General features: G+C 67.5%; 21 protein-coding genes. 13 read left to right on the forward strand and 8 right to left on the reverse strand.

Going from position 1 to position 23990, the window contains the following annotated elements:
* Window positions 1–108: 108 nt before the first annotated feature.
* Genes J8I33_RS08225 through J8I33_RS08235 form a run of 3 tightly spaced genes read right to left on the reverse strand, consistent with a single transcriptional unit; the run spans window position 109 to window position 2627 of the window.
* Window positions 109–1059, reverse strand: a complete 951-nt coding sequence (locus tag J8I33_RS08225) for an LLM class oxidoreductase (RefSeq protein ID WP_050012131.1) — start codon at window positions 1057–1059, stop codon at window positions 109–111.
* Window positions 1060–1072: 13 nt separating this feature from the next.
* Window positions 1073–1396 (reverse strand): adenylate cyclase, encoded by a 324-nt coding sequence (locus tag J8I33_RS08230; RefSeq protein WP_209934529.1) that lies wholly within the window; start codon window positions 1394–1396, stop codon window positions 1073–1075.
* Between the two features lie 28 nt (window positions 1397–1424).
* Entirely contained in the window at window positions 1425–2627 is a 1203-nt protein-coding gene (locus tag J8I33_RS08235; protein WP_209934533.1) for an MFS transporter, read from the reverse strand.
* 101 nt (window positions 2628–2728) lie between these two features.
* On the opposite strand from J8I33_RS08235, the gene J8I33_RS08240 reads away from it, so the two are divergent.
* Complete coding sequence (locus tag J8I33_RS08240) at window positions 2729–3670, forward strand: LysR family transcriptional regulator (protein WP_209934541.1); 942 nt, start codon at window positions 2729–2731, stop codon at window positions 3668–3670.
* A 61-nt stretch (window positions 3671–3731) separates the two neighbouring features.
* Here J8I33_RS08240 and zwf read toward each other — a convergent pair whose 3' ends face one another.
* Window positions 3732–5207 carry a glucose-6-phosphate dehydrogenase gene (gene zwf / locus J8I33_RS08245; protein ID WP_050012127.1) on the reverse strand — a complete coding sequence of 492 codons (1476 nt, stop codon included), beginning with the start codon at window positions 5205–5207 and terminating at the stop codon, window positions 3732–3734.
* Window positions 5208–5408: 201 nt separating this feature from the next.
* On the opposite strand from zwf, the gene J8I33_RS08250 reads away from it, so the two are divergent.
* The 5 genes from J8I33_RS08250 (at window position 5409) to J8I33_RS08270 (ending at window position 10599) form a co-directional block, all read left to right on the forward strand.
* Window positions 5409–5987 (forward strand): TetR/AcrR family transcriptional regulator, encoded by a 579-nt coding sequence (locus J8I33_RS08250; RefSeq protein WP_124555291.1) that lies wholly within the window; start codon window positions 5409–5411, stop codon window positions 5985–5987.
* Between the two features lie 152 nt (window positions 5988–6139).
* Complete coding sequence (locus J8I33_RS08255) at window positions 6140–7015, forward strand: SDR family NAD(P)-dependent oxidoreductase (protein WP_124638893.1); 876 nt, start codon at window positions 6140–6142, stop codon at window positions 7013–7015.
* 267 nt (window positions 7016–7282) lie between these two features.
* Window positions 7283–7900: a glutathione S-transferase gene (locus J8I33_RS08260; protein ID WP_050012124.1), complete on the forward strand. Its 618-nt coding sequence runs from the start codon at window positions 7283–7285 to the stop codon at window positions 7898–7900.
* A 99-nt stretch (window positions 7901–7999) separates the two neighbouring features.
* A complete protein-coding gene (locus J8I33_RS08265; RefSeq protein WP_209934545.1) occupies window positions 8000–10069 on the forward strand; it encodes a pyridoxamine 5'-phosphate oxidase family protein in 2070 nt (689 codons plus the stop codon).
* A gap of 50 nt (window positions 10070–10119) precedes the next feature.
* Complete coding sequence (locus tag J8I33_RS08270) at window positions 10120–10599, forward strand: nuclear transport factor 2 family protein (protein ID WP_209934547.1); 480 nt, start codon at window positions 10120–10122, stop codon at window positions 10597–10599.
* Between the two features lie 57 nt (window positions 10600–10656).
* On the opposite strand, the gene J8I33_RS08275 is transcribed toward J8I33_RS08270, so the two are convergent.
* Window positions 10657–11562, reverse strand: coding sequence for a LysR family transcriptional regulator (locus J8I33_RS08275; RefSeq protein WP_050012121.1), 906 nt, complete (start codon window positions 11560–11562; stop codon window positions 10657–10659).
* 50 nt (window positions 11563–11612) lie between these two features.
* Window positions 11613–12650 carry an AraC family transcriptional regulator gene (locus J8I33_RS08280; protein WP_209934644.1) on the reverse strand — a complete coding sequence of 346 codons (1038 nt, stop codon included), beginning with the start codon at window positions 12648–12650 and terminating at the stop codon, window positions 11613–11615.
* A gap of 65 nt (window positions 12651–12715) precedes the next feature.
* Between J8I33_RS08280 and J8I33_RS08285 the strand changes: the two genes are divergently transcribed.
* The gene (locus J8I33_RS08285) at window positions 12716–13252 is read left to right on the forward strand and encodes a carboxymuconolactone decarboxylase family protein (protein ID WP_050012119.1); all 537 of its coding nucleotides are present in this window, start codon (window positions 12716–12718) and stop codon (window positions 13250–13252) included.
* Between the two features lie 53 nt (window positions 13253–13305).
* Here J8I33_RS08285 and J8I33_RS08290 read toward each other — a convergent pair whose 3' ends face one another.
* The gene (locus J8I33_RS08290; protein WP_209925071.1) at window positions 13306–14136 is read right to left on the reverse strand and encodes an IclR family transcriptional regulator; all 831 of its coding nucleotides are present in this window, start codon (window positions 14134–14136) and stop codon (window positions 13306–13308) included.
* Between the two features lie 113 nt (window positions 14137–14249).
* On the opposite strand from J8I33_RS08290, the gene J8I33_RS08295 reads away from it, so the two are divergent.
* The 4 genes from J8I33_RS08295 to J8I33_RS08310 all read left to right on the forward strand — a co-directional run bounded on the left by J8I33_RS08295 (window position 14250) and on the right by J8I33_RS08310 (window position 20763).
* Entirely contained in the window at window positions 14250–16598 is a 2349-nt protein-coding gene (locus tag J8I33_RS08295; protein WP_209934552.1) for a cytochrome P450/oxidoreductase, read from the forward strand.
* 67 nt (window positions 16599–16665) lie between these two features.
* Window positions 16666–17997: an MFS transporter gene (locus J8I33_RS08300; protein WP_209934553.1), complete on the forward strand. Its 1332-nt coding sequence runs from the start codon at window positions 16666–16668 to the stop codon at window positions 17995–17997.
* A 196-nt stretch (window positions 17998–18193) separates the two neighbouring features.
* The gene (locus J8I33_RS08305) at window positions 18194–19384 is read left to right on the forward strand and encodes a M20 aminoacylase family protein (RefSeq protein WP_124594374.1); all 1191 of its coding nucleotides are present in this window, start codon (window positions 18194–18196) and stop codon (window positions 19382–19384) included.
* Between the two features lie 56 nt (window positions 19385–19440).
* Window positions 19441–20763 carry an MFS transporter gene (locus tag J8I33_RS08310; RefSeq protein WP_124653900.1) on the forward strand — a complete coding sequence of 441 codons (1323 nt, stop codon included), beginning with the start codon at window positions 19441–19443 and terminating at the stop codon, window positions 20761–20763.
* 50 nt (window positions 20764–20813) lie between these two features.
* Here the strand turns inward: J8I33_RS08310 and J8I33_RS08315 are convergent, their stop codons facing one another.
* The gene (locus J8I33_RS08315; RefSeq protein WP_209934557.1) at window positions 20814–21734 is read right to left on the reverse strand and encodes a LysR family transcriptional regulator; all 921 of its coding nucleotides are present in this window, start codon (window positions 21732–21734) and stop codon (window positions 20814–20816) included.
* 136 nt (window positions 21735–21870) lie between these two features.
* On the opposite strand from J8I33_RS08315, the gene J8I33_RS08320 reads away from it, so the two are divergent.
* Both J8I33_RS08320 and J8I33_RS08325 read left to right on the forward strand, forming a co-directional pair.
* Window positions 21871–22644, forward strand: a complete 774-nt coding sequence (locus J8I33_RS08320; protein ID WP_050012111.1) for a transporter substrate-binding domain-containing protein — start codon at window positions 21871–21873, stop codon at window positions 22642–22644.
* 60 nt (window positions 22645–22704) lie between these two features.
* Window positions 22705–23820 carry a succinylglutamate desuccinylase/aspartoacylase family protein gene (locus tag J8I33_RS08325; protein WP_209934558.1) on the forward strand — a complete coding sequence of 372 codons (1116 nt, stop codon included), beginning with the start codon at window positions 22705–22707 and terminating at the stop codon, window positions 23818–23820.
* Window positions 23821–23990 lie beyond the last annotated feature (170 nt).

A 23990-nucleotide genomic window follows, 5' to 3' on the forward strand; every position in this document is an offset into this window, starting at 1 on the left:
TCATTCTGGCGCGTGAGACTGATGAGATAAACGCGCTCATCAGTCAAAAATATTTGATTTAAAGTCAAATATAGGTCGCGCCATGGGCGTCCGGACCGTGGTCGCCGCTTATGCGGCGCGCGTCTGCGGCGTCGTGTTCGGATGGAACGCGGGCAGCACGTCCGATGCGATTTCGGCCATCGTCTCGTCGAGCGGCCGCCGGTTGCGGCGGAAATGCAGGCCGATGTGCTGCACGCCCGCGTCGCGCATCGCCGCGAGTTCTTCCGTCAGCGCGATGCGCCCCGCGCGGGCGCCGAAGCGGTGCCGCTGCAGCGGTTCGTGCGGATCTTCCGCGAGGTCGAGATGGATGAAGCTCACGTACGGCTTGTCGCCGGCCACTGCGTGCCAGTTCGCGGCGCGCTGCAGGTGATCGGCCGGCGTGCCCGGATACGCGAGGCAGCCGTCCATGTGTTCGCCGATCCACGCAGGCGTCTGCTGTGCGAGGCCCGCGACGAGCAGCGGCACCGGCGAACGGGCGGCGGGCAGCACTTCCAGGCCGGGCGGCAAGTGTCCGCGCGCGCCGTCGCGCAGCAGCGCGATCTGGTCGCGGAAGTTTTCGCCGCGCGTGGCGAAGTCGCGGCCGAACAGCGGATATTCGACCGGCCGGTCGCCGCTCGCGACGCCGAGCAGCAGGCGACCGCCGCTCAGTTCCTGGATCGTCGCGGCCGATTTCAGCGTCAGCAGCGGTTCGCGCAGCGGCAGCACGACGGCCGCGGTACCGAGCAGGATGTCGTGCGTGATTCCGGCGAGGTAGCCGAGATACGAGAACGTTTCGAACACCTGCGCGGCATCGCCGAACGACGGGTCGTACACCGGCACGTCGCGCACCCAGAGCGCGCGAAAGCCGAGCGTGTCGGCCAGTTGCGCGAGCTCCGCGTGGATGTCGAGGTCGGGCACGCCGGGGTGGCGGCCGTCATGCCGGCGTTTCGCGTTGCCGGACGGGGTCCAGTCGTTGTCGAGCGGCAGTTCGATGCCGATGCTGAAGCCGCCGGCGGCGAGCGTGTCGAGTGAAGTGGACATGGTCGGGCTCCGTTCAGATCGCGCGCAGGCTGCCGTCGAGCCGGTAGAAATCGAGCGACGGCGCGGTGAAGAACGAGCGCGACGTGCCCGCGGCGAAGTCGTCGATATGCACGACGGTGGCGCGATCGGCTTCCTGCCACGAGATCGCGTAGGTGTCGTCGGCGATGGGCTGCCACGTATAGGCCACTTCACCCTTCGCGCCCGCGTACGGGCCTTCGGTGATCTCGTAGCGCATGTGGAGGCCGTCTTCGTCGTACGCGTTGAGCGCGGTGAGGCCGTCGTAACGGACTTCGAAAATCTTGCCGGCGAACGGCGGACGTTGGGTCGATGCGTTCATGCGGGTGGCTCCTGCAAAAGGATGACGTTCAATGGGCGAGTTCGACGGGTTCGGCCGTGCGTTCCGGCAGGCCCTGACGGCTGTCGAGACGGCCGCTCAGCGCGGTGAGCGCAAACGCGCCGAGCGTGACGACGGCGGCGATCCACGGCGTGTGGCCGAGGCCGACGTTCGCGACGATCAGGCCGCTTAGCGACGATCCGCCGGCCACGCCGAGGTTGAAGGCGGCGATGTTGAAGCCCGACGCGACGTCGGTGGCGTCCGGCGCGAAGTGGCGCGCCTGCTTGACGACGTACACCTGCAGCCCCGGCACGTTGCCGAACGCCACGGCGCCCCACGCGAGCATCGTCAGCACCGCGAGCCATTTCACGTGGATCGTGAAGGTCAGCGCGAGCAGCACGATCGCGAGCAGCAGGAAGATCCGCTTGAGCGCCTTCACCGGGCCGACGGCGTCCGCGAGCTTGCCGCCCCACACGTTGCCGATCGCGACCGACACGCCGTAGCCGACGAGCACGAGGCTGACCTGCGACGGCGTGAAGCCGGCGATCTGTTCGAGCAGCGGCGCCATGTACGTGAACGCGATCAGCGAGCCGCCGTAGCCGACCGCCGTCATCGCATAGACGAGGAGCAGGCGCGGCTGGGCCAGCACGCGCAGCTGGCGGGCGAGCGGCGCGGGCGGCGTTTGCGGCAGCCCGCGCGGCACGAACGCGACCGCGCCGAGGAACGCGACGAGGCCGAACAGCGCGACGATCAGGAACGTCGCGCGCCAGCCGAAGTGCTGGCCGATGAAGGTGCCGAGCGGAATGCCGGCGACGAACGCGACGGTCATCCCGCTGAACATCGTCGCGATCGCGCTGGCGGCCTTGTCCTTCGGCACGAGCGTGGTCGCGATGATCGAGCCGACCGAGAAGAACACGCCGTGCGCGAGGCCGGTGAGCACGCGCGCGACGATCAGCGATTCGTAGCCCGGCGCCTGCCACGCGACGAGGTTGCCGACGGTGAAGAGCGCCATCAGCCCGGCGAGCAGCGCCTTGCGCGGCACGCGGCCGGTGAGCGCGGTGAGGAGCGGCGCGCCGATGGCCACGCTCAGCGCGTACAGGCTGACGAGCAGGCCGGCGGACGGCAGGCTGACGCCGAGGTCGGCGCCGATCGTCGGGATCAGCCCGACGATCACGAATTCGGTGGTGCCGATGGCAAAGGCGCTGATGGTCAGCGCAAGCAACGCGAGTGGCATGACGGGATCCGGGTTTCAGTAGGAATGGATCGCAGTGTGCCGGCTTTACTTTTGCGGAAAAACTGGTCTATAAACCAAATTGTTTTGATTTCAAATCAACAATGAAGATCACTCTCGACGAACTCCAGGCCTTTGCCACCGTGGTCGACACCGGTTCGATCACGGCCGCCGCCCAGCAGCTCGACCTCACCGTGTCGGCGACGAGCCGCACGCTCGCGCGGCTCGAGGAAAAGCTGAAGACCACGCTGCTGCGCCGGACCACGCGCCGGCTCGAACTGACCGAGGAAGGGCGCGCGTTCCTGCAGGATGCGCGCGCGATCATCGAATCGGTCGAGAACGCGGAAGAGCAGATGCTCGCGCGGCGCGAGATGCCGTCCGGGCGCCTGCGCGTCGACGCCGCGACGCCGTTCATGCTGCACGTGATCGTGCCGCTCGTGCGCGGCTACCGCGAGCGCTTCCCGAAGGTCGAGCTGGAGCTGAACAGCAACGAGGGCATCATCGACCTGCTGGAGCGGCGCACCGACGTCGCGATCCGGATCGGCCGGCTGAAGGATTCGACGCTGCACAGCCGGCGGATCGGCAACAGCCGGGTGCGCATCCTCGCCAGCGCCGACTACATCGAAGCGCACGGGCAGCCGCGCAAGGTCGAGGATCTGCCGAAGCACACGCTGCTCGGCTTCACGCAGCCCGAATCGTTGAACGTATGGCCGATCCTTGGCGCGGACGGCGAGCCCTGCCGAATCGAGCCCGACGTCTGGTCGTCGAGCGGCGAGACGCTGCGGCAGCTCGCGCTGGCGGGCACGGGGGTCGTGTGCCTGTCGGATTTCGTGACCGCGCAGGATCGCGAAGCGGGGCGGCTGGTGCAGGTGCTTGCGCGCCAGACGCTCGACGTCAGGCAGCCGATTCACGCGGTGTACTACCGCAATACCGCGATCTCGTCGCGGATCGCGTCGTTCGTCGACTACCTGATCGAGGTGCTGGGCGGTGGCAGCGGCGGCGATGCGCCGGCGCGGCGCAAGGCCGCGTGGATGGAGTCGCAGTAGCGACGCGGCGCTGCCTTTCCGAGTTCGGCGTGCCGCGCGGCGGCACGCCGTCGTGCGGCGATTACGCCTCTTCGGCCCAGGACATTCCGTCGCGCGCGAGCAGCGCCGACGAAGCAGCGGGCCCGAACGTGCCGGCCGTGTACAGGCGCGGCCGGTCGCCGAGCTGCTTCCAGCCGTCGAGGATCGGCTCGACCCACGACCAGGCGGCTTCGAGTTCGTCGCGGCGCATGAAGTGCGTGAGGCGGCCGCGGATCACGTCGATCAGCAGCCGTTCGTACGCTTCCGCGCGCCGTTCCGGAATCGCCTGCTGCAGGTCGAGGTTCAGGCTCACCGGCACCATGTTCATTCCGCTGCCCGGCTCTTTCGCGAGCATCTGCAACTGGATCGACTCTTCCGGCTGAAGCTGGATCACGAGACGGTTGCCGTAATTGCGCGGGCCGGTCGGGATGATCGAGAACGGCATGTCCGCGAACTCGATCACGATTTCCGACTGGCGGCGCTGCAGCCGCTTGCCGGTGCGCAGGAAGAACGGCACGTTCGCCCAGCGCCAGTTGTTGATGTGCGCGCGCAGCGCGACGAAGGTTTCCGCACGGCTGTCCGCCGGCACGTTGTCTTCCTCGAGATAGCCCTTGACCGGTTGGCCGTCGACCGCGCCGGCCGTGTACTGGCCGCGCACCGTGTCGCGCGCGACGTCCGACAGCGACATCGGCCGCAGCGAGCGCAGCACCTTCAGCTTCTCGTCGCGCACCGCGTCCGGGTCGAGCGACACGGGCGGCTCCATCGCGACGATGCACAGCAACTGCAGCAGGTGGTTCTGCACCATGTCGCGCAGCGCGCCGGTATGGTCGTAGAAGCCCGCGCGGCTGCCGACGCCGACCGTTTCCGCGACCGTGATCTGCACGCTGCGGATGTTCGGCGCCTGCCACAGCGGCCCGAAGATCGGGTTGCCGAAGCGCAGCACCATCAGGTTCTGCACGGTTTCCTTGCCGAGATAGTGGTCGATCCGGTAGATCTGCGATTCTTCGAAGTGCTTGCCGACCGCGTTATTGATCGCCTTCGCGGACGCGAGATCGTGGCCCAGCGGCTTTTCGAGGACGACGCGCGAGTGCGCGTCGACGAGGTGCGCGGCCGACAGGTTGTCGCAGATCGTCGTGAACAGCTCCGGCGACGTCGACAGGTAGAACACGCGGATCGCGTCGCCACGCGCCGCTTCGGCGAGCCGCAGGTAGTCGTCCGGCGCGTTCACGTCGATCAGCACGTACTTGAACAGGTCGAGGAAGCGGCTCCACGCGTCGGCGTCGAACGCCTTCTCGTCGATGAACGGGCGCGACTGCTCGTCCATGAACTTGCGATAGCCGTCGATGCCCCAGTCGCGGCGGCCGACGGCGATGATGCGCGTCTCGGGCGGAAGATTGCAGTGCAGGTGCGCCATGTACAGCGCGGGCAACAGCTTGCGGGCGGCCAGGTCGCCGCCGCCGCCGAAGATGATCATGTCGACGGGCCGGTCGGCCGCCGTCTGGGAAGGCTGATTCGTCATGGGAGGTTCGCGGTTTGAAACGGTGAACGTGAAACGAACGTCGAGGGCAATCGGGCGCCGGATGGCCGGCGCCGGTACGGCAAAACGCAATAGTGCACCGTTTTGATGGTTTGCGTGTGCGTTCCCCCGGATGTAACAGGGCTTGCGTTCTCGCTGATGGCTCGATTATGATTGAGCGCTCACTCATTAAAGGAATCGAACGTGGCCCGACCGCGCAGTCCCGACAAGCACGAAGCCATCCTCGCCGCGGCCGCGCGCGCGCTCGCCGAGGACGGCGCGACCGCGACGACCGCGCGCATCGCGCGGCTGGCCGGCGTGGCGGAAGGCACGGTGTTCACCTATTTCGACACCAAGGATGCGTTGCTGAACGCGCTGTACGTGAGCCTGAAGGCCGACATGCGCGAAGCGATGATGACCGGGTTTCCGGAACACGCGCCGGCCGAGCAGGCGGTACGGCATGCGTGGAACGGCTATGTGTCGTGGGGCGTCGCGAATCCGGACGGCCGGCGCGCGCTGCAGCAGCTCGGCGTGAGCGGGCGCATCGACGACCCGCATCGCGCGGCCGGCGCCGAAGGCTTCGGCGCGATCCGTGCGCTGCTGCGCGAACAGGTCGCCGCGTCGGGCGCGCTGAACCGCGACGAAGCGCATGCGTTCTGCTCGGCGTTGTTTACGTCGATCGCGGAAACGGCGATGGAATCGATCGCACGCGATCCGGCGCGAGCCGATGCGTACCAGGAAGCCGGCTTTCGCGCGTTGTGGGCCGTGTTGCACGCGGTGTGAGTCAGGCACGGCCGTCGGGCGGCGCGTGCCGCGACGACCGGCACGGAGTTTCAGGCCGGGCGATGCAGGTCATGAAGGATCGGTTCATCGTCCATATTAATGAGTGAGTAATCATTCATTTTCATCGTTTCACCACGATCAAGGAGTGGAAAATGTCGAAAGTCTGGTTGGTAACAGGGGCCGCACGCGGCCTGGGACGCGCGATTTCGGAAGCCGTGCTGGCGGCGGGCGACCGACTGGTGGCCGGCGCACGCGACCCGGCGCAACTGGCCGATCTGGCCGAACGGTATGGCGACCGGTTGCTGCCGGTCGCGCTCGACGTCACCGACGAAGCGGCGGCAGAGCAGGCCGTCTCGGCGGCACGCGCCGCATTCGGCCGCATCGACGTGCTGGTGAACAACGCGGGCTACGGCCATACGGCGCCGTTCGAGCAGATGGGCGCCGACGTGTTCCGCGACCAGATCGAAACGAACCTGTTCGGCGTGATCAATCTCACGCGCGCGGTGCTGCCGACGATGCGCGCACAACGCGCGGGGCGCATCTTCCAGGTATCGTCGGTCGGCGGGCGCACGTCGACGCCCGGGTTGTCCGCGTATCAGGCCGCGAAGTGGGCGGTCGGCGGATTCAGCGACGTGCTCGCGAAGGAAGTCGCGCCGTTCGGCGTGCGCGTGTGCACGCTCGAACCGGGCGGGATGCGGACCGAATGGGCCGCGCAGGCGAAGCGCGACGTCGACGATCTGCTGCCCGACTATCAGCCGTCGGTCGGCAAGATTCTCGAGTTGCTCGGTGCGTATGGCGGCCACGAGGTCGGCGATCCCGCGCGGATCGCGGCGTTGATCGTCGACCTGTCGCGCCGCGACGACGTGCCGCTGCGCCTGCTGCTCGGCGGCGATGCGCTGTTCGTCTGCGAGCAGGCGGAACGGCAGCGCGCGGAAGAGGCGGCGCGCTGGCGGGACGCCACGCTGTCCACGCAGTTTCCGGACGCGAAGCTGCCGGACGGACTGGAGGCGCTCAAGGCGATCGAGTAAGGGCGGCCGCTGTCGCGGGCGGCGCGTCGATCGCGTCGACCGCGTCGCTCCCGCAAGCCGGGTCGCGTGCCGGCGCGATCGATTTCGCCGGCGGCCCGGCGCGCAAAACGCCGCGTGGGTCCGCATCGCAACGCCGGCTTTCGCCCGACCATTCGCGAAACGAGAACGATCAATTCTCCTCAGCGGGGATTCTGTCGCAACCGCCGAGTTTCTAGACTTGCCTCAAGCGATGAGACCTGCTCGTCGCACCTCCAAAAGGACACAGTCATGAAGCTCTACGTTCATCCGCTTTCCGGTCACTCGCACCGCGCCCGCCTGCTCATCTCGCTGCTCGGCATCGAGCATGAACTGGTCGAAGTCGACCTGGCCGCCGGCGCGCACAAGTCGCCTGAATTTCTGGCGCTGAACCGCTTCGGTCAGGTGCCGGTGCTGGTCGACGGGGACACCGTGATCGCCGATTCGAATGCCATCCTCGTGTATCTCGCCCGCACGTCGGGCAACAGCGACTTCCTCCCGCAATCGCCCGTGCAGGAAGCCGCCGTGCAGCGCTGGTTGTCGGTCGCGGCCGGCGAGATCGCATTCGGGCCGGCCGCCGCGCGGCTCATCACGGTCTTCGGTGCGAAGTTCAATGCCGACGAAGTGATCGCCCGCGCGCATCGCATCCTCGCGCTCATCGACGCCGAACTCGCGGGGCGCGACTTCATCGTCGGGCCGAAGCCCACCATCGCCGACGTCGCGTTGTACGGCTACGTTGCGCGTGCACCCGAAGGCAATGTGGACCTGTCCGGCTATTCGAACGTCTCGGCGTGGCTGCGCCGCATCGAAGCGTTGCCGGGTTTCGTCGAGTTTGTGAAGACGCCGGTCGGGCTCGCGGCCGCTGCGTGATCGAGGTCGGCCCGTCGCCCGTGCGGTGACGGAGGCGACGCCGGGCGCGTCAACGCGCGCTGAAAGCGTCATGTGCAGGTTCCGTCGAGGAGACACATCGTGAGCACGGTATCGAATGAAGCGAACTCGCCGTGGCATCGGGGCGAACTCGAGCTGCAGGAAAAAACAGGCGTGATGCAGAAGATGGACAGCGTGGGACGGCGCTTCGTCAGGGATCACATGCCCGACCAGCATCGCGCGTTCTTCGCACAGTTGCCTTTCGTCGTCGTCGGTGCGGTGGCCGACGACGCAGACGTATGGGCGACCTTCGCATTCGGCCAGCCCGGCTTCATGCAGTCGCCGAACGACAAGCGCCTGCGCATCGACACCGTGTTCGATCCGAACGATCCGGCTGCCAGTGGCACGCACGACGGCGCGGCGATCGGCCTGCTCGGCATCGAACTGCATACGCGGCGTCGCAATCGCCTGAACGGCATGATCCGTCGCGGCGAGACGCGCGCATTCGATCTCGACGTCGTGCAGAGCTTCGGCAACTGCCCGCAATACATCCAGTTGCGCGATTTCGCGTTCGTACGCGAACCCGATACGTTCTCGGAAATCGCACCGGAGGAAAGCGATCGTCTCGACGATCGCGCCCGCGCGATCATCGCGGCTGCCGACACGCTGTTCGTTGCGTCCTACGTCGGCGACGGCGCCGAGCGTCAGGTCGACGTTTCGCATCGCGGCGGCAAGGCGGGGTTCGTGCGCGTCGGCGACGACGGCGTGCTGACGATCCCGGATTTCGCCGGCAACCTGTTCTTCGCGACACTGGGCAATTTTCGGGTCAATCCGCGCGCGGGCATCGTGTTCGCCGACTTCGAAACCGGCGACGTGTTGCAGATGACCGGCGAAGCCGAAGTCGACCTCGATTCACCGGAGATTGCCGCATTTCAGGGCGCGGAGCGACTGTGGCGCTTCAAGCCGCGCCGCGTCGTTTATCGCGCCGGCGCATTGCCGTTGCGCTGGACGTTCCGGGCGGAAGGCTGGTCGCCCAACTCGCTGATGACGGGGAGCTGGGACGAGGCCGCGAGCCGCCTGAGCGCCGCCGAACTGGCACGGGCGTGGCGTCCGTTCAGGGTCGCGAAAATCACCGACGAGAGCACGCTGATTCGCTCGTTCCAGCTCGACCCTGCGGACGGCGCCGGCTTGGTGCCGCACCTGGCGGGCCAGCACGTGCCGATTCGCGTGAATCTGTCGGAGGGCGGCGATCCGCTCATCCGCACCTATACGTTGTCGAGCGCGCCGTCGGACGGTGTGTATCGCATCAGCGTGAAGCGGGAAGGGCGCGTGTCGTCGCATCTGCATGACGGGGTGCAGGTCGGTGACCGCATCGAAGTGCGAGCGCCCGCCGGGCAATTCACGATCGATGCGCTCGAGCGCCGTCCCGCCGTATTGCTGGCGGCCGGTGTCGGGGTGACGCCGATGCTGGCGATGTTGCGTCACATCGTCTACGAAGGCGCGCGCAAGCGCGGCACGCGCAAGACCTGGTTCTTTCACGCGGCACGCTCCGTGAAGGAGCGCGCGTTCGGCGACGAGATCGGCCAGCTCGCGTCGGCGGCGAACGGCGCGGTGAACGTGGTGCGCGTGCTGTCGGACGCGACCGGCGCGCGCGAGGGCGACGAATTCGACGTCGTCGGCCGCATCGATGCGAACCTGCTGCGCGCGACGCTGCCGTTCGACGACTACGACTTTTACCTGTGCGGACCGTCGGGCTTCATGCAAGCGGTCTATGACGCGCTCCGCGACCTGAACGTGGCGGACCATCGAATCCACGCGGAGTCGTTCGGCCCTTCCGGGCTCAAGCGTCGAGCCGATTCGGACGCGAGTGCCCCACTGCGTGCGCCGGCGGATACGCCGACACCCGTCGCGTTCGTCAAGTCGGGCAAGGAAGCGCGCTGGCAGCCGGGCAGCGGCTCGCTGCTGGACCTGGCCGAGGCGCGCGGCCTGACGCCGGAATACGGGTGTCGCGGAGGCAGTTGCGGCACCTGCCGCACGCGGATCGTCGAAGGCGCGGTGACGTATCCGGTCGCGCCGGAATTCAAGGTACCGGACGACGAAGCGCTGATCTGCTGCGCGGTGCCCGCGCATCGCGAATCGGGCGGCGGCGATCGTCTGCTGCTCGACGTGTGATTCAGAACCCTCGTCGCACGGTGACGATTCCCGACGAAAGGAGTTTGGCCATGAAAGACGTCAACGTTGCCCGCCCGCCGGTTCCACCGTTCTCGCTGGACACGGCGATCGAGAAAGTGCGGCTTGCGGAAGACGGGTGGAACACGCGCAATCCGGAGCAGGTTTCGCTCGCGTACAGCGTCGACAGCGTGTGGCGCAACCGCGCCGAATTCGTGACGGGCCGTCCGGCGATCGTTGCGCTGCTCACACGCAAATGGCAGCGCGAACTCGACTACCGGCTCATGAAGGAGCTGTGGGCGTACGGCGGCAACCGGATCGCCGTGCGCTTCGCCTACGAGTGGCATGACGACGCGCAGAACGGGTATCGCTCGTCCGGCAACGAGAACTGGGAATTCGGCGACGATGGCCTCATGCACCACCGCCATGCGTGCATCAACGATCTGCCGATCGCCGAGGCCGATCGCAAGTTCTTCTGGCCGCTCGGGCGCAGGCCCGACGATCATCCGGGCCTCAGCGATCTCGGTCTGTAAGGCCTGCTTGCCTACGGCGCGCGATGCTCGCTACGCGTGCCGACTCGCCGGTGCCTGCTAGGCAGACCACATCGGCGCTTGGGCCCTCAGCCTTTCGACGCAGAGATCGATGAACGCGCGCGCTTTCCGGTTCGCGTGCCGGCCCTCCCGATGCACGACGTGAACCGGGAGCGGCGCAAGTTCGTGCTCGGCCAGCAGCACGCACAGCGTGCCTTGCGCGAGTTCGTCGACCACCTGATAGGACAGCAGGCGCACGATGCCGAGGCCGGCCGTTGCCGCTGCGATCGCGGAATCGTTCGTCGTGGTCAGCAGGCGCGGCTGGATGGGGACGGTGAGCGTCTTGTCCCGCGCGCGGAAGCGCCATTCGGGCGCCGGCGTGATGCCCGTCGCCTGAATCGTGACGTGAGCCGCGAGATCGTCCGGACGCTGCGGCGTGCCGTGCGCATCCAGATAAGCGGGAGACGCGCACAGCACGCGGCGTACCTTGCCGACCGAGATCGCCTGCAGCGACGAGTTCGGCAACTCGCCGATGCGCACGGCCACGTCGGCGCCTTCATCGACGAGATTGACGACGCGGTCCAGAAACCAGCAGTTGAGATTGACGGAAGGATGCTGCTGCAGATACTCGAGCGCGATCGGCGTCACGTAGCTCTTGCCGAACAGTACAGGCGCCGTGACGGTGAGCTGGCCGCGTGGCGTATTGCCGGTGCCGGTGGCGGAAAGCTCGGCCGCGTCGATGTCCGCCAGAATGCGCCGGCAGTCCTCGTAAAACGACGCGCCCGCATCGGTGATGCGGACCACGCGCGTCGTCCGCGTCAACAGCCGCACGCCGAGATATTCCTCGAGTTCCGTCATCACGCGGCTGATCACCGACGGCGAGACGTTCAGCTTGCGCGCCGCCGATGCGAACCCTTCCGTCTCGACCACCGTGACGAAGGTGGTCATGGCCTGGAGCCTGTCCATGTATGAAAGATATCCGGGTGAAGTGAACGTGGCCTCACGCGCATCGCGTGTCAGGATGAACGCGTGTCCGGCTCCGCGATGCTCGACGATCGGATGCGCCACTTCGCCGGCGTCATGCCCACCTGCCGTTTGAACACCCGTTGGAACGCGGCCTCGGATCGATAGCCGACCGATTCGCCGATTTCGGCGACGGACATCGTCGTTTGCGCGAGCTTGCGCCCGGCAAGCGCCATGCGGATTTCAGTCAGGACATCGGTTGCCGAGCGGCTGATCGCCTCGTCGAAGTGGCGTGCGAACGTCGCGCGCGACATGTGGCAGCGCTCGGCCAGCTGGGCCAGCGTCCAGGGCTTTTCGGGCTCGTCGAACATCGCTGCGAGCGCCGGCTGCAGCCGATGACGTTGTGCCAGTGCAAGCAGCCCGCGCGGCGCGTGGCCTGCCTCGGACGCACTGCGCAGGGTCAACGCGAACAGCGCGCCGGACAGATGATCCACGACCGCGGTACTGCCGGCGCGTTGCTCCAGCGCTTCCTCGCGCATCAAGTCGATGAGCCGCGCGAGCCGCGTGGCTGCAAACGCGGCGTCGCGCGTCTGTTCGTCGCCCGCGGTTACGCTGCTCACGATCAGACGTCGCGGCAGATGGTCGCGCAGCAACTGCTGCGGGACGGCAGGCAGCACGAAGCGCCCGCACAGCACATCGGTGTTCGCATTGGTGCTGCCGTTCGTCGCAACGGTCAGGCCGTTTCGGTGCCGCTCGCGCGCCGCGCGCGGCGCCTCGCCGCTGCCGTCGTGCAGCCGATGGGCGCTGCCGGACGGAAACACGACGATGTCGCCGGCCTTCATCCGCAGCGTCGGTTCGTCTTCTCCGTCCGTCTCGCATTCGACGACGGCCTCGCCGCGCAACAGGATGTGATAGGGGAGTTCCCACTCGCTCGACTCGGGATGGTCGATGCGCCACGGCGACCCGAAGTGGCACCGCACGTCAAGCCGCCCGGTGACCGGCATCATCGACAGCAATCGGTCGAGCATTTCCATATGAGACGTTTGAGCATGGAGTTGCGGCAGTATGGCATTAAAGAAAACGTCACGCATCCCTACACTGACTCCCATGCCATACGACATGGCTAACCGTTCAACCACGAAGCAAGGAGTCGATCATGTCCCGTCTCACCACCATTCGCCCTGAAGAGGCAACCGGCGCGGCCGCTGAAGTGTTCGCGAAGATCAAGAAGGCCGTCGGCAAGGTGCCCAACGCATACGCCACCATCGGCACGCAAAGCCCCGAAGCGCTCGGCGCGGCGCTGGCGTTCGATGCGGCGGTCGCGGCGAGCACGCTCGGCAAGGCCGATATCGAAGCGATCAAGCTGGCGGTCAGCGAATACGCGGGATGTGATTACTGCGTCGCCGCTCACACGCTGATGGGCAAGCTGGCAGGCCTGACCAGCGATCAGATGAAGCAGGTGCGCGCGGGCGCGGCAACCGGCGACGCCGCGCGGGACGCGCTGGTCGCGTATGTTCGTACGCTCGTCGGCACGCACGGCACGGTCCCCGTTGCGGTCGTCGATGCGGTGCGCGCAGCGGGCTATACGGAACGCCAGCTCATCGAGATCAATCTCGCCATCGCGTCGATCACGTTCACGAACCTCGTCAATCGCGTGAACGATACGACGCTCGATTTTCCGGCCGTGGCGTAACGGCGCGGCAATCGCGGGCAGGAAGCCCGCGTCCGCGCCGATACGCGGACGCACTACCGGCTGTCGGGATCGGCCCGGTACCCGAGCTCGCCGCTGATCAGCGCGGCCTCGTGGCGCAGTGCCGTCGCGACCGGCCCGTCGATCGATGCGTCGAAGCCGCCGGTCGCGCCCAACGCGGTGATCGCCGCACACATATGTCCGTTCGCATCGAATAGCGGCGCCGACACGGCGCTGATGCCCTTCAGGTTCGTGTCGCGGACGGTCGCGAGGCCGGCCGCGCGAATCTCGCGCTGCAATTGACCGACCGGATCGCGTCGATCGAGCTGCGCGCGCAGCTCGGCCGGCGCCGACGCGAGTTCGTCTTCCGCAAGCTGCCGCACACGCGGCTCGTCGAGCAGCGCGAGGAACAGCCGCCCGGTTGCGGACCATAGCAACGACATCACCGAGCCGGCGCGAACATTGACCGTGACCGGCAGGCCGGGCTCTTCGAAGCGCATGATCGTCGGCCCGCGGTTGCCCATGATCGCGACGAAGCACGTCACCTCCAGGCGCTCGCGCACGCGCACGAGCGACGGTTCGGCGAGCCGTATCGGGTCGGCCATCCGGATCGCCGCGAGCCCGATCGAGATGCACTGGGGCCCGAGCACGTATTGCTGGGTCGCGCGCTCCTGCGTGACGAACGCTTCCTCCATCAGGCTCGCCAGATAGCGGTGAACCTTCGCGGGATTCTCGTCGAGCCGCGCGGCGAGCGCGGTCAGCGTGGCGCGGCCGCCGCACGCGGCAAGTTCCTTCAGCACGAGCAGGCCGGTCGACGCGGACTGGACGCGTTGCCTGCGGTCGCGCTCGGGCGGCGCGGTCTTCTTCGTTCTGGCGATCTTTTCCATAAGCCGGATTCTAGCCGGACGGCCGGCGGCGCCCGGCCGCCAAGGTTTACCCCAGTCGTTTGATTACGCATTGCGTATTAGATTTACGCAAAATCATAGCACGGGAGCGAATCATGTCCGTCACGGACCGCCATGCGTCATCGTCGAAATGTCCGTTTCATCCTGCGCCGGCCGCGGCGAGCGCACCGAACGGCTGTCCGGTGAGCGCCGCCGCAGCCGCGTTCGATCCGTTCGACGACGGCTACCAGCAGGACCCGCCCGAGTACGTGCGCTGGGCGCGCGAGCAGGAGCCGGTGTTCTACAGCCCCAAACTCGGCTACTGGGTCGTCACGCGCTACGACGACATCAAGGCGATCTTTCGCGACAACCTCACGTTCAGCCCGTCGATCGCGTTGGAGAAGATCACGCCCACCGGCCCCGAGGCGAACGCGGTGCTCGCGTCGTACGGCTTTGCGCTGAACCGCACGCTCGTCAACGAGGACGAGCCCGCGCACATGCCGCGCCGCCGCGCGCTGCTCGACCCGTTCACGCCCGACGCGCTGAGGCATCACGAACCGATGGTGCGCCGGCTCGCACGCGAATACGTGGACCGCTTCATCGACGACGGTCGAGCGGATCTGGTCGACCAGATGCTGTGGGAAGTGCCGCTCACCGTCGCGCTGCACTTTCTCGGCGTGCCCGAGGAGGACATGGACACGCTGCGCGAATACTCGATCGCGCACACGATCAACACGTGGGGGCGCCCGAAACCGGAGGAGCAGGTCGCGGTCGCGCATGCGGTCGGCAAGTTCTGGCAGTTCGCGGGCAAGGTGCTCGACAAGATGCGCGAGAATCCGTCCGGGCCCGGCTGGATGCAGTACGGGATCCGCAAGCAGAAGGAACTGCCGGACGTGATCACCGATTCGTATCTGCATTCGATGATGATGGCGGGCATCGTCGCGGCGCACGAGACGACCGCGAACGCGACGGCGAACGCGATGAAACTGCTGCTGCAGCATCCGGACGCGTGGCGCGACATCTGCGAGGATCCGTCGCTGATTCCGAACGCGGTCGAGGAGTGCCTGCGCCACAACGGCTCGGTCGCCGCATGGCGACGGCTCGCGACGAAGGACGTGACGATCGGCGGCGTCGACATTCCGGCGGGCTCGAAGCTGCTGATCGTCACGTCGTCCGCGAATCACGACGAAGCGCGCTTCGCGGACGCCGACCTGTTCGACATCCGCCGCGAGAACGCGAACGATCAGCTGACGTTCGGCTATGGATCGCATCAGTGCATGGGCAAGAATCTCGCGCGCATGGAGATGCAGGTCTTCCTCGACGAGTTCACGCGCCGTCTGCCGCACATGAAGCTCGCCGAGCAGCGCTTCACGTATGTGCCGAACACGTCGTTCCGAGGCCCCGAGCATCTGTACGTCGAATGGGATCCTGCGCTGAATCCCGAGCGCCGCGACCCGTCGGTGCTGCGCCCGCGCGCGGCGGTGCGCATCGGCGAGCCGTCGTCGCACGCGGTGAGCCGCGCGGTCACGGTCGAACGCGTGTCGATGTGCGCGGATCGCATCGCCCACATCCGGCTCGTGTCCGCCGACGGCCGCCCGCTGCCGCGCTGGACGCCCGGTGCGCACATCGACGTGATCTGCGGCGATACCGGCATCACGCGCCAGTATTCGCTGTGCGGCGACCCGGACGAGCGCGACGCGTACGAGATCGCGGTACTGCACGAAGCGCAGAGCCGCGGCGGATCGGCGTGGGTGCATGCGAATCTGCGCGCCGGCGATGGGCTGAAGATTCGCGGCGCGCGCAATCACTTCCGCTTCGCAGCCGACGTCGACAAGGCCATCTTCGTCGCGGGCGGCATCGGCATCACGCCGATCAGTGCGATGGCGCGCGAAGCGAAGGCGCGCGGCATCGATTACGAAATCCACTACAGCGGCTCGCGACGCGCGTCGATGGCGATGCTCGATACGCTCGCCGCGCTGCATGGGGAGCGTCTGCACGTGTACGTGTCGGAAGAAGGCTCGCGTAACGACTTTCGCGCGCTGTTCGCGCCGCCGGCCGACGACACGCACATCTACGCGTGCGGCCCCGCGCGGATGCTCGACGCACTCGAAGCGAGCTGCGCGCACTGGCCGCGCGATGCGCTGCGAGTCGAGCATTTCGTGTCGACGAAGGCGGCGCTGGATCCGTCGAAGGAGCGGCCGTTCGAAGTCGAACTGAAGGATTCGGGCATCACGCTGACGGTCTCGGCGAACCAGACCGTGCTCGACGCGTTGCAGCACGCGAACATCGACGTGCAGAGCGACTGCCGCGAAGGGCTGTGCGGCTCGTGCGAAGTCCGCGTGCTGGCCGGTCGAGTCGATCATCGCGACAGCGTGCTCACGCGCGCGGAGCGCGACGCGCACGACCGCATGATGACCTGCTGTTCGCGCGCGTGCGGTGGCGAGCGGCTCGTTCTCGAACTTTGAACGCGCGGTGGCGCCGCGAGCGCCGCTCGCCCCCCATAAACCACAAAAAAGACCGGAGACATGCGCGATGAAAAAGCGTGCCAACCTGATGTTCGCCTGCACCGTCGGCACCACGCTCGAGTGGTACGACTTCTTCGCGTTCGCCGCGTGCGCGGTGCTCGTGTTCGACAAGCAGTTCTTCGTCGTCGGCAATCCGCTCGCGGCCACGCTGCTCGCGCTCGCGACGTTCGCGGTCGGCTTCGTCGCGCGGCCGCTCGGCGGCATCGTGTTCGGGATGATCGGCGACCGCATCGGCCGCCGCAAGACGCTCGTCGTCAGTCTGCTGATGATGGGCATCAGCACGTTCTGCGTCGGCCTGTTGCCGACCTATGCGTCGATTGGCATCGCGGCGCCGCTGCTGCTCGTGCTGCTGCGGATCGTGCAGGGGATCGCGGTCGGCGGCGAAGCGACCGGGGCGATCCTGATGATCGCCGAATCGATGCCCGCCGCACAGCGCGGCTTCTGGACCAGCTTCACGATGTTCGCCGGCCCGCTCGCGAACGTGCTGACCGCGTTCGTGATCGGGCTGGTGCAGCGGTTCTACGGCGATGCCGCATTCGTCGACTGGGCGTGGCGGATTCCGTTCTTCATCTCCGCGCTGCTCGTGATCGTCGGTTTCTGGACGCGCCGGCGCGTCGAGGAATCGGCGGCATTCGCCGAGCTGGCCGCCGCGCATCGGACGGTCGAGCGCGCGTCGCTGCGCGAAACGTGTGCGGGCAACTGGCGGCAGATGGCGCGTGCGTTCTTCGTGAAGGCCGCGGAAAACACGTTCCTGTATCTGTTCTCGACGTTCGCGCTCGGACTCGCGACCGGCTATCTGCACTTCAGCCGGCCGCAGGCGCTGTCCGCGCTGATGTGGGCGTCGGCGATCGAGGTCGTCGTCATCCTGATCGCCGCGCACGTGTCGGACCGGGTCGGACGGCGCCCGGTGCTGATCGCCGGCTTGCTCGGCGCGGCGGTCGCCGGTTGTTCGTTGTTCACGTTGTCGCCGGGCAGCGATTATGCGCATCTGCAACTCGCGTTGATCGCGTGCCTGGCCTGCCACGGCATCATTCTCGGACCGATGGCCGCGTACATGGCCGAACTGTTTCCGACGCGGGTGCGCTTTACCGCACTGTCGACCAGCTATCAGCTCGCATCGGTGCTCGGCGGGTCGATCGCCCCGATCGTCGGCACGCTGCTCGTCAGCTACACGGGCTCGGCGATCTTCGTCGCGGGTTACGCGATGCTGATGGCGCTTCCCGCGTTCGTCGCGGCGATCGCGTCGCGCGAATCGCGCGGTGAGGACATCGATTCACAGTCGATGTTCGCCGGACATGCGATGCGGACGAACGACCGGCCGCGTTCGACGCATGCGTAAAGAACGGCGGCCGCGTCATGCGGGCGAAGAAGCGGGTTGCGCGGCTGCGGGTCCGATCCGTCCGTATTAACCCTGATTAAAAACCCTTATCACGGTGAAAAATTCCGCATCTTATTGAACCGATATCGGCTGGATATAGTGGCTCGCTTTCCCGCACGCGCCACCGGCGTGCGCAGATAAACGCAGGAGCCCCTTGATGACCACCGATACCCGATTCACCGAAGTCGAGGATCTGATGCCCGCCGCCGGCGGGCTTCGCGAGATCCGTCACCACATCCATCACCACCCCGAACTCGCGTACGAAGAGCACGACACGGCCGCGCTCGTCGCCGACAAGCTCGAGCAATGGGGCTGGCAGGTGACGCGCGGGGTCGGCAAGACGGGCGTGGTCGGCACGCTGCGGGTGGGCGACGGCGCGCGCAGCATCGGCATTCGTGCGGACATGGATGCGCTGCCGATCGTCGAGGCAACCGGCCTGCCGTATGCGAGCGGCACGCACGGCAAGATGCACGCATGCGGCCATGACGGCCACACGACGATGCTGCTCGGCGCCGCACAGCATCTCGCGAAAACGCGTCATTTCTCGGGCACCGTGCACCTGTATTTCCAGCCGGCGGAAGAGCACGGCGTCGACAGCGGCGCGAAGAAGATGATCGACGACGGCCTGTTCGAGCGCTTCCCGTGCGATGCGGTGTTCGGCATGCACAACCATCCGGGCGCGGCGCCCGGTGTGTTCCTCACGCGGCGCGGCCCGTTCATGTCGGCGGGCGACAAGGCGATCATCACGATCGAAGGCGTCGGCGGCCACGCGGCGCGGCCGCACCTGACGGTCGATCCGGTCGTCGTCGCCGCGAGCATCGTGATGGCGCTGCAGACGATCGTCGCGCGCAACGTCGACCCGTCGCAGCCGGCGGTCGTCACGGTCGGCTCGATGCACGCCGGCACCGCGAACAACGTGATCCCGAACGGCGCGCGCCTCGAACTCAGCGTGCGTTCGTTCAGCCCCGAAGTCCGCGCGCTGCTCAAGCGCCGCATCACCGAGCTGGCGCAAACGCAGGCCGCGAGCTACGGCGCGAGCGCGAACGTCGAGTACATCGAAGGTTATCCGGTCGTCGTCAATACGGATGCCGAAACGGATTTCGCCGCGCAGGTCGCGCGCGAACTCGTCGGCGATGCGCACGTGGTCGAGCAGACCGACCTGCTGATGGGCAGCGAGGATTTCGCGTTCATGCTGCAGCAGCGGCCGGGCTCGTTCGTGCGGCTCGGCAACGGCGAAGGCGAGGACGGCTGCATGGTGCACAACCCGAAATACGACTTCAACGATCGCAACCTGCCGATCGGCGCGGCGTTCTGGACGCGCCTCGTCGAGCGTTACCTCGGGCAGTGATCGCGGCGGCGGCGCGCGGTCGGCGCTTCCGGCCGCATTGACAGGAGAGGATAGCGATGCAGAAAGACCATCTCGCGCTGCACCCGGCGTCGGCGGGCGTGGCCGAAGCCGACACGCCTGCCGTCACGAAGCGCGGCGCGATCGCAGCGGCCGTGATCGGCAACTGGCTGGAATTCTTCGATTTCACCGTGTACGGCTTCTTCGCGGTGCTGATCGGCAAGCTGTTCTTCCCGTCGAGCGACCCGACCACGTCGCTGCTGCTGTCGGTCGCGACGTTCGCCGCCGGCTTCTTCACGCGGCCGCTCGGCAGCGTCGTGCTCGGCGTGTACGCGGACCGCAAGGGGCGCAAGGCCGCGCTGAACCTGACGATCATGCTGATGGCGCTCGGCACCGGCCTGATCGCGATCGCGCCGACCTATGCGCAGGTCGGCGTGGCCGCGCCGTTGCTCGTCGTGTTCGCGCGGTTGCTGCAGGGCTTCTCGCAGGGCGGCGAATTCGGCGCGGCGACGTCGACGCTGCTCGAACAGGGCGGCACGTCGCGCCGCGGATTCCGCGCGAGCTGGCAGCTCGCGACGCAGGGCGGCGCCGCGCTGATGGGCTCGGGCTTCGCGGCGCTGCTGTCGAACACGATGACGAAGGACGCGCTCGAAGGCTGGGGCTGGCGGCTGCCGTTCCTCGTCGGCGTGCTGATCGCGCCGGTCGGAATGGTTCTGCGTCGCCGGCTCGCGGACGACGCGCCCGGCGACCGCCATCACGGGATCGAGCGCGGCGTGCTGCACGAGCTGTTCTCGAAGCACACGCGCACGGTGGTGCTGCTGATGCTCACGGTGATGGGCGGCACCGTGTCGACCTACATCCTGACGTTCTACATGCCGACCTACGCGATCCATACGCTCGGCCTGCCGATGAAGCTGTCGATGTTCGTCGGCGTCGCGTCGGGCTGCGTGATGCTGGTCACGTGCCCGCTGTTCGGCTGGCTGTCGGACAAACTCGGCAGCCGCCGCCTGCCGATCTTCGTCGGCCGCGGCGTGCTGGTCGCGCTGCTGTTCCCGGCGTTCTGGCTGATGAACCATCATCCGACGCTGTCGGTGATCCTGCCGCTGACCGCGCTGATGCTGCTGTTCTATTCGCTCGGCTCGGCATCGGAAATGGCGTTGATGTGCGAGTCGCTGCCGCGCCACGTGCGCGCGACGGGCATCTCGATCGCGTATGCGCTCGCGGTGACGATCTTCGGCGGCACCGCGCAGTTGATCGCGACCTGGCTCGTGAAGACGACCGGCAGCAAGCTCGCGCCGGCCGGCTACGTGGCCGCATGCGTGGTGCTGTCGCTGATCGCGGTCGCGATGCTGCGCGAGACGGCGCGGGAATCGCTGGACTGACCCGCGAGGCGCGCGACTCACGGCGCGGGCGGCGACGCGGCCGTGTGTGCTTACCGCCCGCGCACCACCCTCAGATACGACGCGAGCATCGTCGCAAGTTCCTGCGCGGCCGGCGTCAGCGGCACGGCCGCGCGTTGCAGCAGGCAGACGTCCTGCGCGTCGGCCCGTTCGCATACGGGTACTTTCGCAAGCGCGCCGGCGAACGGCCCGTGCCGCGTGATCGCCTCGGTTTCGAGCGCGAGGGAATCGGTCTGCGTGACGATCTGCAGCGTCTCGAACATCCCTTCGACGGTCGCGAGAATCCTCGGCGGCGGCTGGCCGTGCGCGTCGAAGTACGCGAGCAGCCGGTTGACGACCGGATCGGCGCTCAGGTTCGGCGAGCGCGTCGACACCCATCCATAGTCGGCCAGCTCGGCGAGCGATTGCGCGTGCATCGCCGGGTGCCCGTTGCGGCACACGACCACCGGCGCCGACGTGCGCAGCGGCGTGACCGCGAGATCGGTCGTGTCGGTCTGCTTCGCGACCAGCGCGATCGCGAAATCGACCGCGCTTTCGCGCAGCCAGCCGATCATCATCCGCGACGTGCCGGTGCGCAGGTGCACGTCCACCTTGTCGAAGCGCGCGCGGAACGCGGTCAGCACGGGCGCGAACGCGTCGATCAGCGGCTCGGTCACGAGGCCGAGCGTGACGGTGCCTTCGTAGGCGCCGCTCAACTGACGGATTTCCCGCTCGACCTGCTCGCATTCGCCGAGGATCGAACCGGAGCGCGCGAGCAGCCGCTGGCCGACGGCCGTCGGCACGATCCCGCGATTGGTCCGCGTGAACAGCGTCGCGCCGAGCGTCTCCTCGAGGCCCTGCAGTTGCTGCGTGACGCCGCTTTGCGCGAGGTCGAGCGCGCGGGCGGCCGCGCGCAGGCTGCCGTGCTCGACGACGGCCTGGAAGATGCGGAGCTGGGACAGCGTGAACGCCATGGGAAGCAGAGAAGCCGGTGATCGGAAATACCGATCATGATAAGTCAGCCGATGGTTCCGGCGTGGGCCCCGCGCTTCTACGATCGCAGGCAGTCCTGCTCATGCCGTTTGCCTCGCTTCCTGCCCATCGTCGACCATGAAACGTTTCCTCGTCCCGCTCGTTTCCCTGTGCCTTGGCCTGGCCGCCACGTCCGCGTACGCGCTCGACGCGCACGTGGTGCGGCTCGGCATCGATCCGACCTATCCGCCGATGGATGCGAAAGCGCCCGACGGCAGCCTGAAGGGCTTCGACGTCGATCTCGGCAACGAAATCTGCCGCCGCGCGCAGTTGCGCTGCCAGTGGGTCGAGCTCGAATTCTCCGGGATGATTCCCGCGCTGCAGGCGCGCAAGATCGACGCGATCCTGTCGTCGATGGCGATCACCGCGAAGCGCGAGAAGCAGATCCTGTTCTCGTCGAAGCTGTTCCGTTTCAAGTCGCGGCTCGTCGCGCGGCCCGGCAGCGGGCTCGACGGCACGGCGGCGTCGCTGGCCGGCAAGCGCGTCGGCGTGCAGTCGGGCACGCAGTTCGAATCGTGGGCGCTCGCGCACTGGGCGCCGGCCGGCGTCGGCGTGATGCCGTACAAGAGCCAGGACGACGTGTTCGCCGATCTCGTCAACGGCCGCCTCGACGCGGCGCTGCTCGGTACCGTGGAAGCCGACTACGGGTTCCTGCGCCAGCCGCGCGGCAAGGGTTTCGCGTTCGTCGGCGCGCCGCTCGACATGGGCGATCGCGGTGTCGGCATCGGCATGCGGCAGTCGGATACCGCGCTGAAGGCGTCGATCGACGGCGCGATCGCGTCGATGCTGAAGGACGGTACGTACGAGCGGATCGCGAAGCAGTATTTCGATTTCAACCCGTACGGCGACTGAACGCCGGGCGACCTCGACGTGTCACCCGCTTCTTCGTTTTCATTTCGTTCGAGACCATCGATGCAGATTCGCACTACGCCGCTCCTGTCGCCGTCGATCGACACGCAGCGCACGCTGACGAGCTTTCATTTCGGGCCCGCCGACAGCGGCCGCAAGATCTATCTGCAGGCCGCGCTGCACGCGGACGAGACGCCCGCGATGCTCGCGGCGTTCGTGCTCAAGCAGCGCCTCGCGCAGCTCGACGCCGAAGGCCGGCTCGCGGCCGAAATCGTGCTCGTGCCGGTATCGAACCCGATCGGCCTCAATCATCATCTGCTCGGGCAGTTCATCGGCCGTTTCGACCTCGCGAGCGGCCGCAACTTCAATCGCGGCTTCCTGCCGCTCGCGGAGATCGCCGCGAGCGCGCGTGACCGGCTCGGCGACGACGGCGCGCACAATCGCGCGATCGTGCGCGAATGCGTCGGGGCGGCGCTCGCGGAAATCGCGCCGCGCACCGAATTCGATGCGCTGCAGCTTGCGCTGCTGAAGCTGTCGCACGACGCCGACGTCGTGATCGACCTGCATTGCTCGCTTGAAGCGGTGATGCACGTGTACACGAGCGATAGCGCGTGGCCGGACGTCGAGCCGCTCGCGCGTTATCTCGGTGCACAGGTGTCGCTGCTCGCCGAGGACTCGGGCGGGCACGCGTTCGACGATGCGCATCACCTGCTGTGGTCGCGGTTGAGCGCGCATTTGCCGAACGGCACGCCGATGGCGGCCGGCACCGTGGCCGTGACGGTCGAGTGCCGCGGCCAGCGCGACGTGACGTACGAATACGCGCAACGCGACGCCGACGCGCTCGTCGACTATCTGGTGTGGCGCGGCGCGGTGCGCGGCGAACCCGCGCCGCTGCCGCCGCTGGCCGCGCCGGCCACGCCGCTCGCGGGCAGCGAGCAGTTCTACGCGCCGGTGAGCGGGATCCTCGTGCACCGTGCGGCGATCGGCGCGACGATCCGTGCGGGCGATCCGCTGTTCGACATCGTCGATCCGCTGACGGATGCGGTCACGACGATCTCGAGCGCGACCGACGGCGTGTTCTACATGCGCCGCGCGATCCGCTTCGTGACGGCCGGCGCGCCGCTCGGCCGCGTGACGGGCACGGTGCCGGTGCGCAAGGGGATGCTGCTGGGCGCGTGAGCGGCGGGACGGGCGCGTGTCCGAGTGGCGCCCCGCAATTTCGTTCTCGTCAAATTGACCGGGCGTGGCCGCATCCCTAAATTGGTTGATGCGGAGCGCGCTCCGTGTTCCGTGAGAAGGACGTTGCAAGCAGAGTCAGAGAGTTGAGCGGGCGGCCCATGCCGCCCGTC

This window comes from Burkholderia sp. AcTa6-5, from assembly GCF_017815075.1.
GTDB lineage: Bacteria > Pseudomonadota > Gammaproteobacteria > Burkholderiales > Burkholderiaceae > Burkholderia > Burkholderia sola.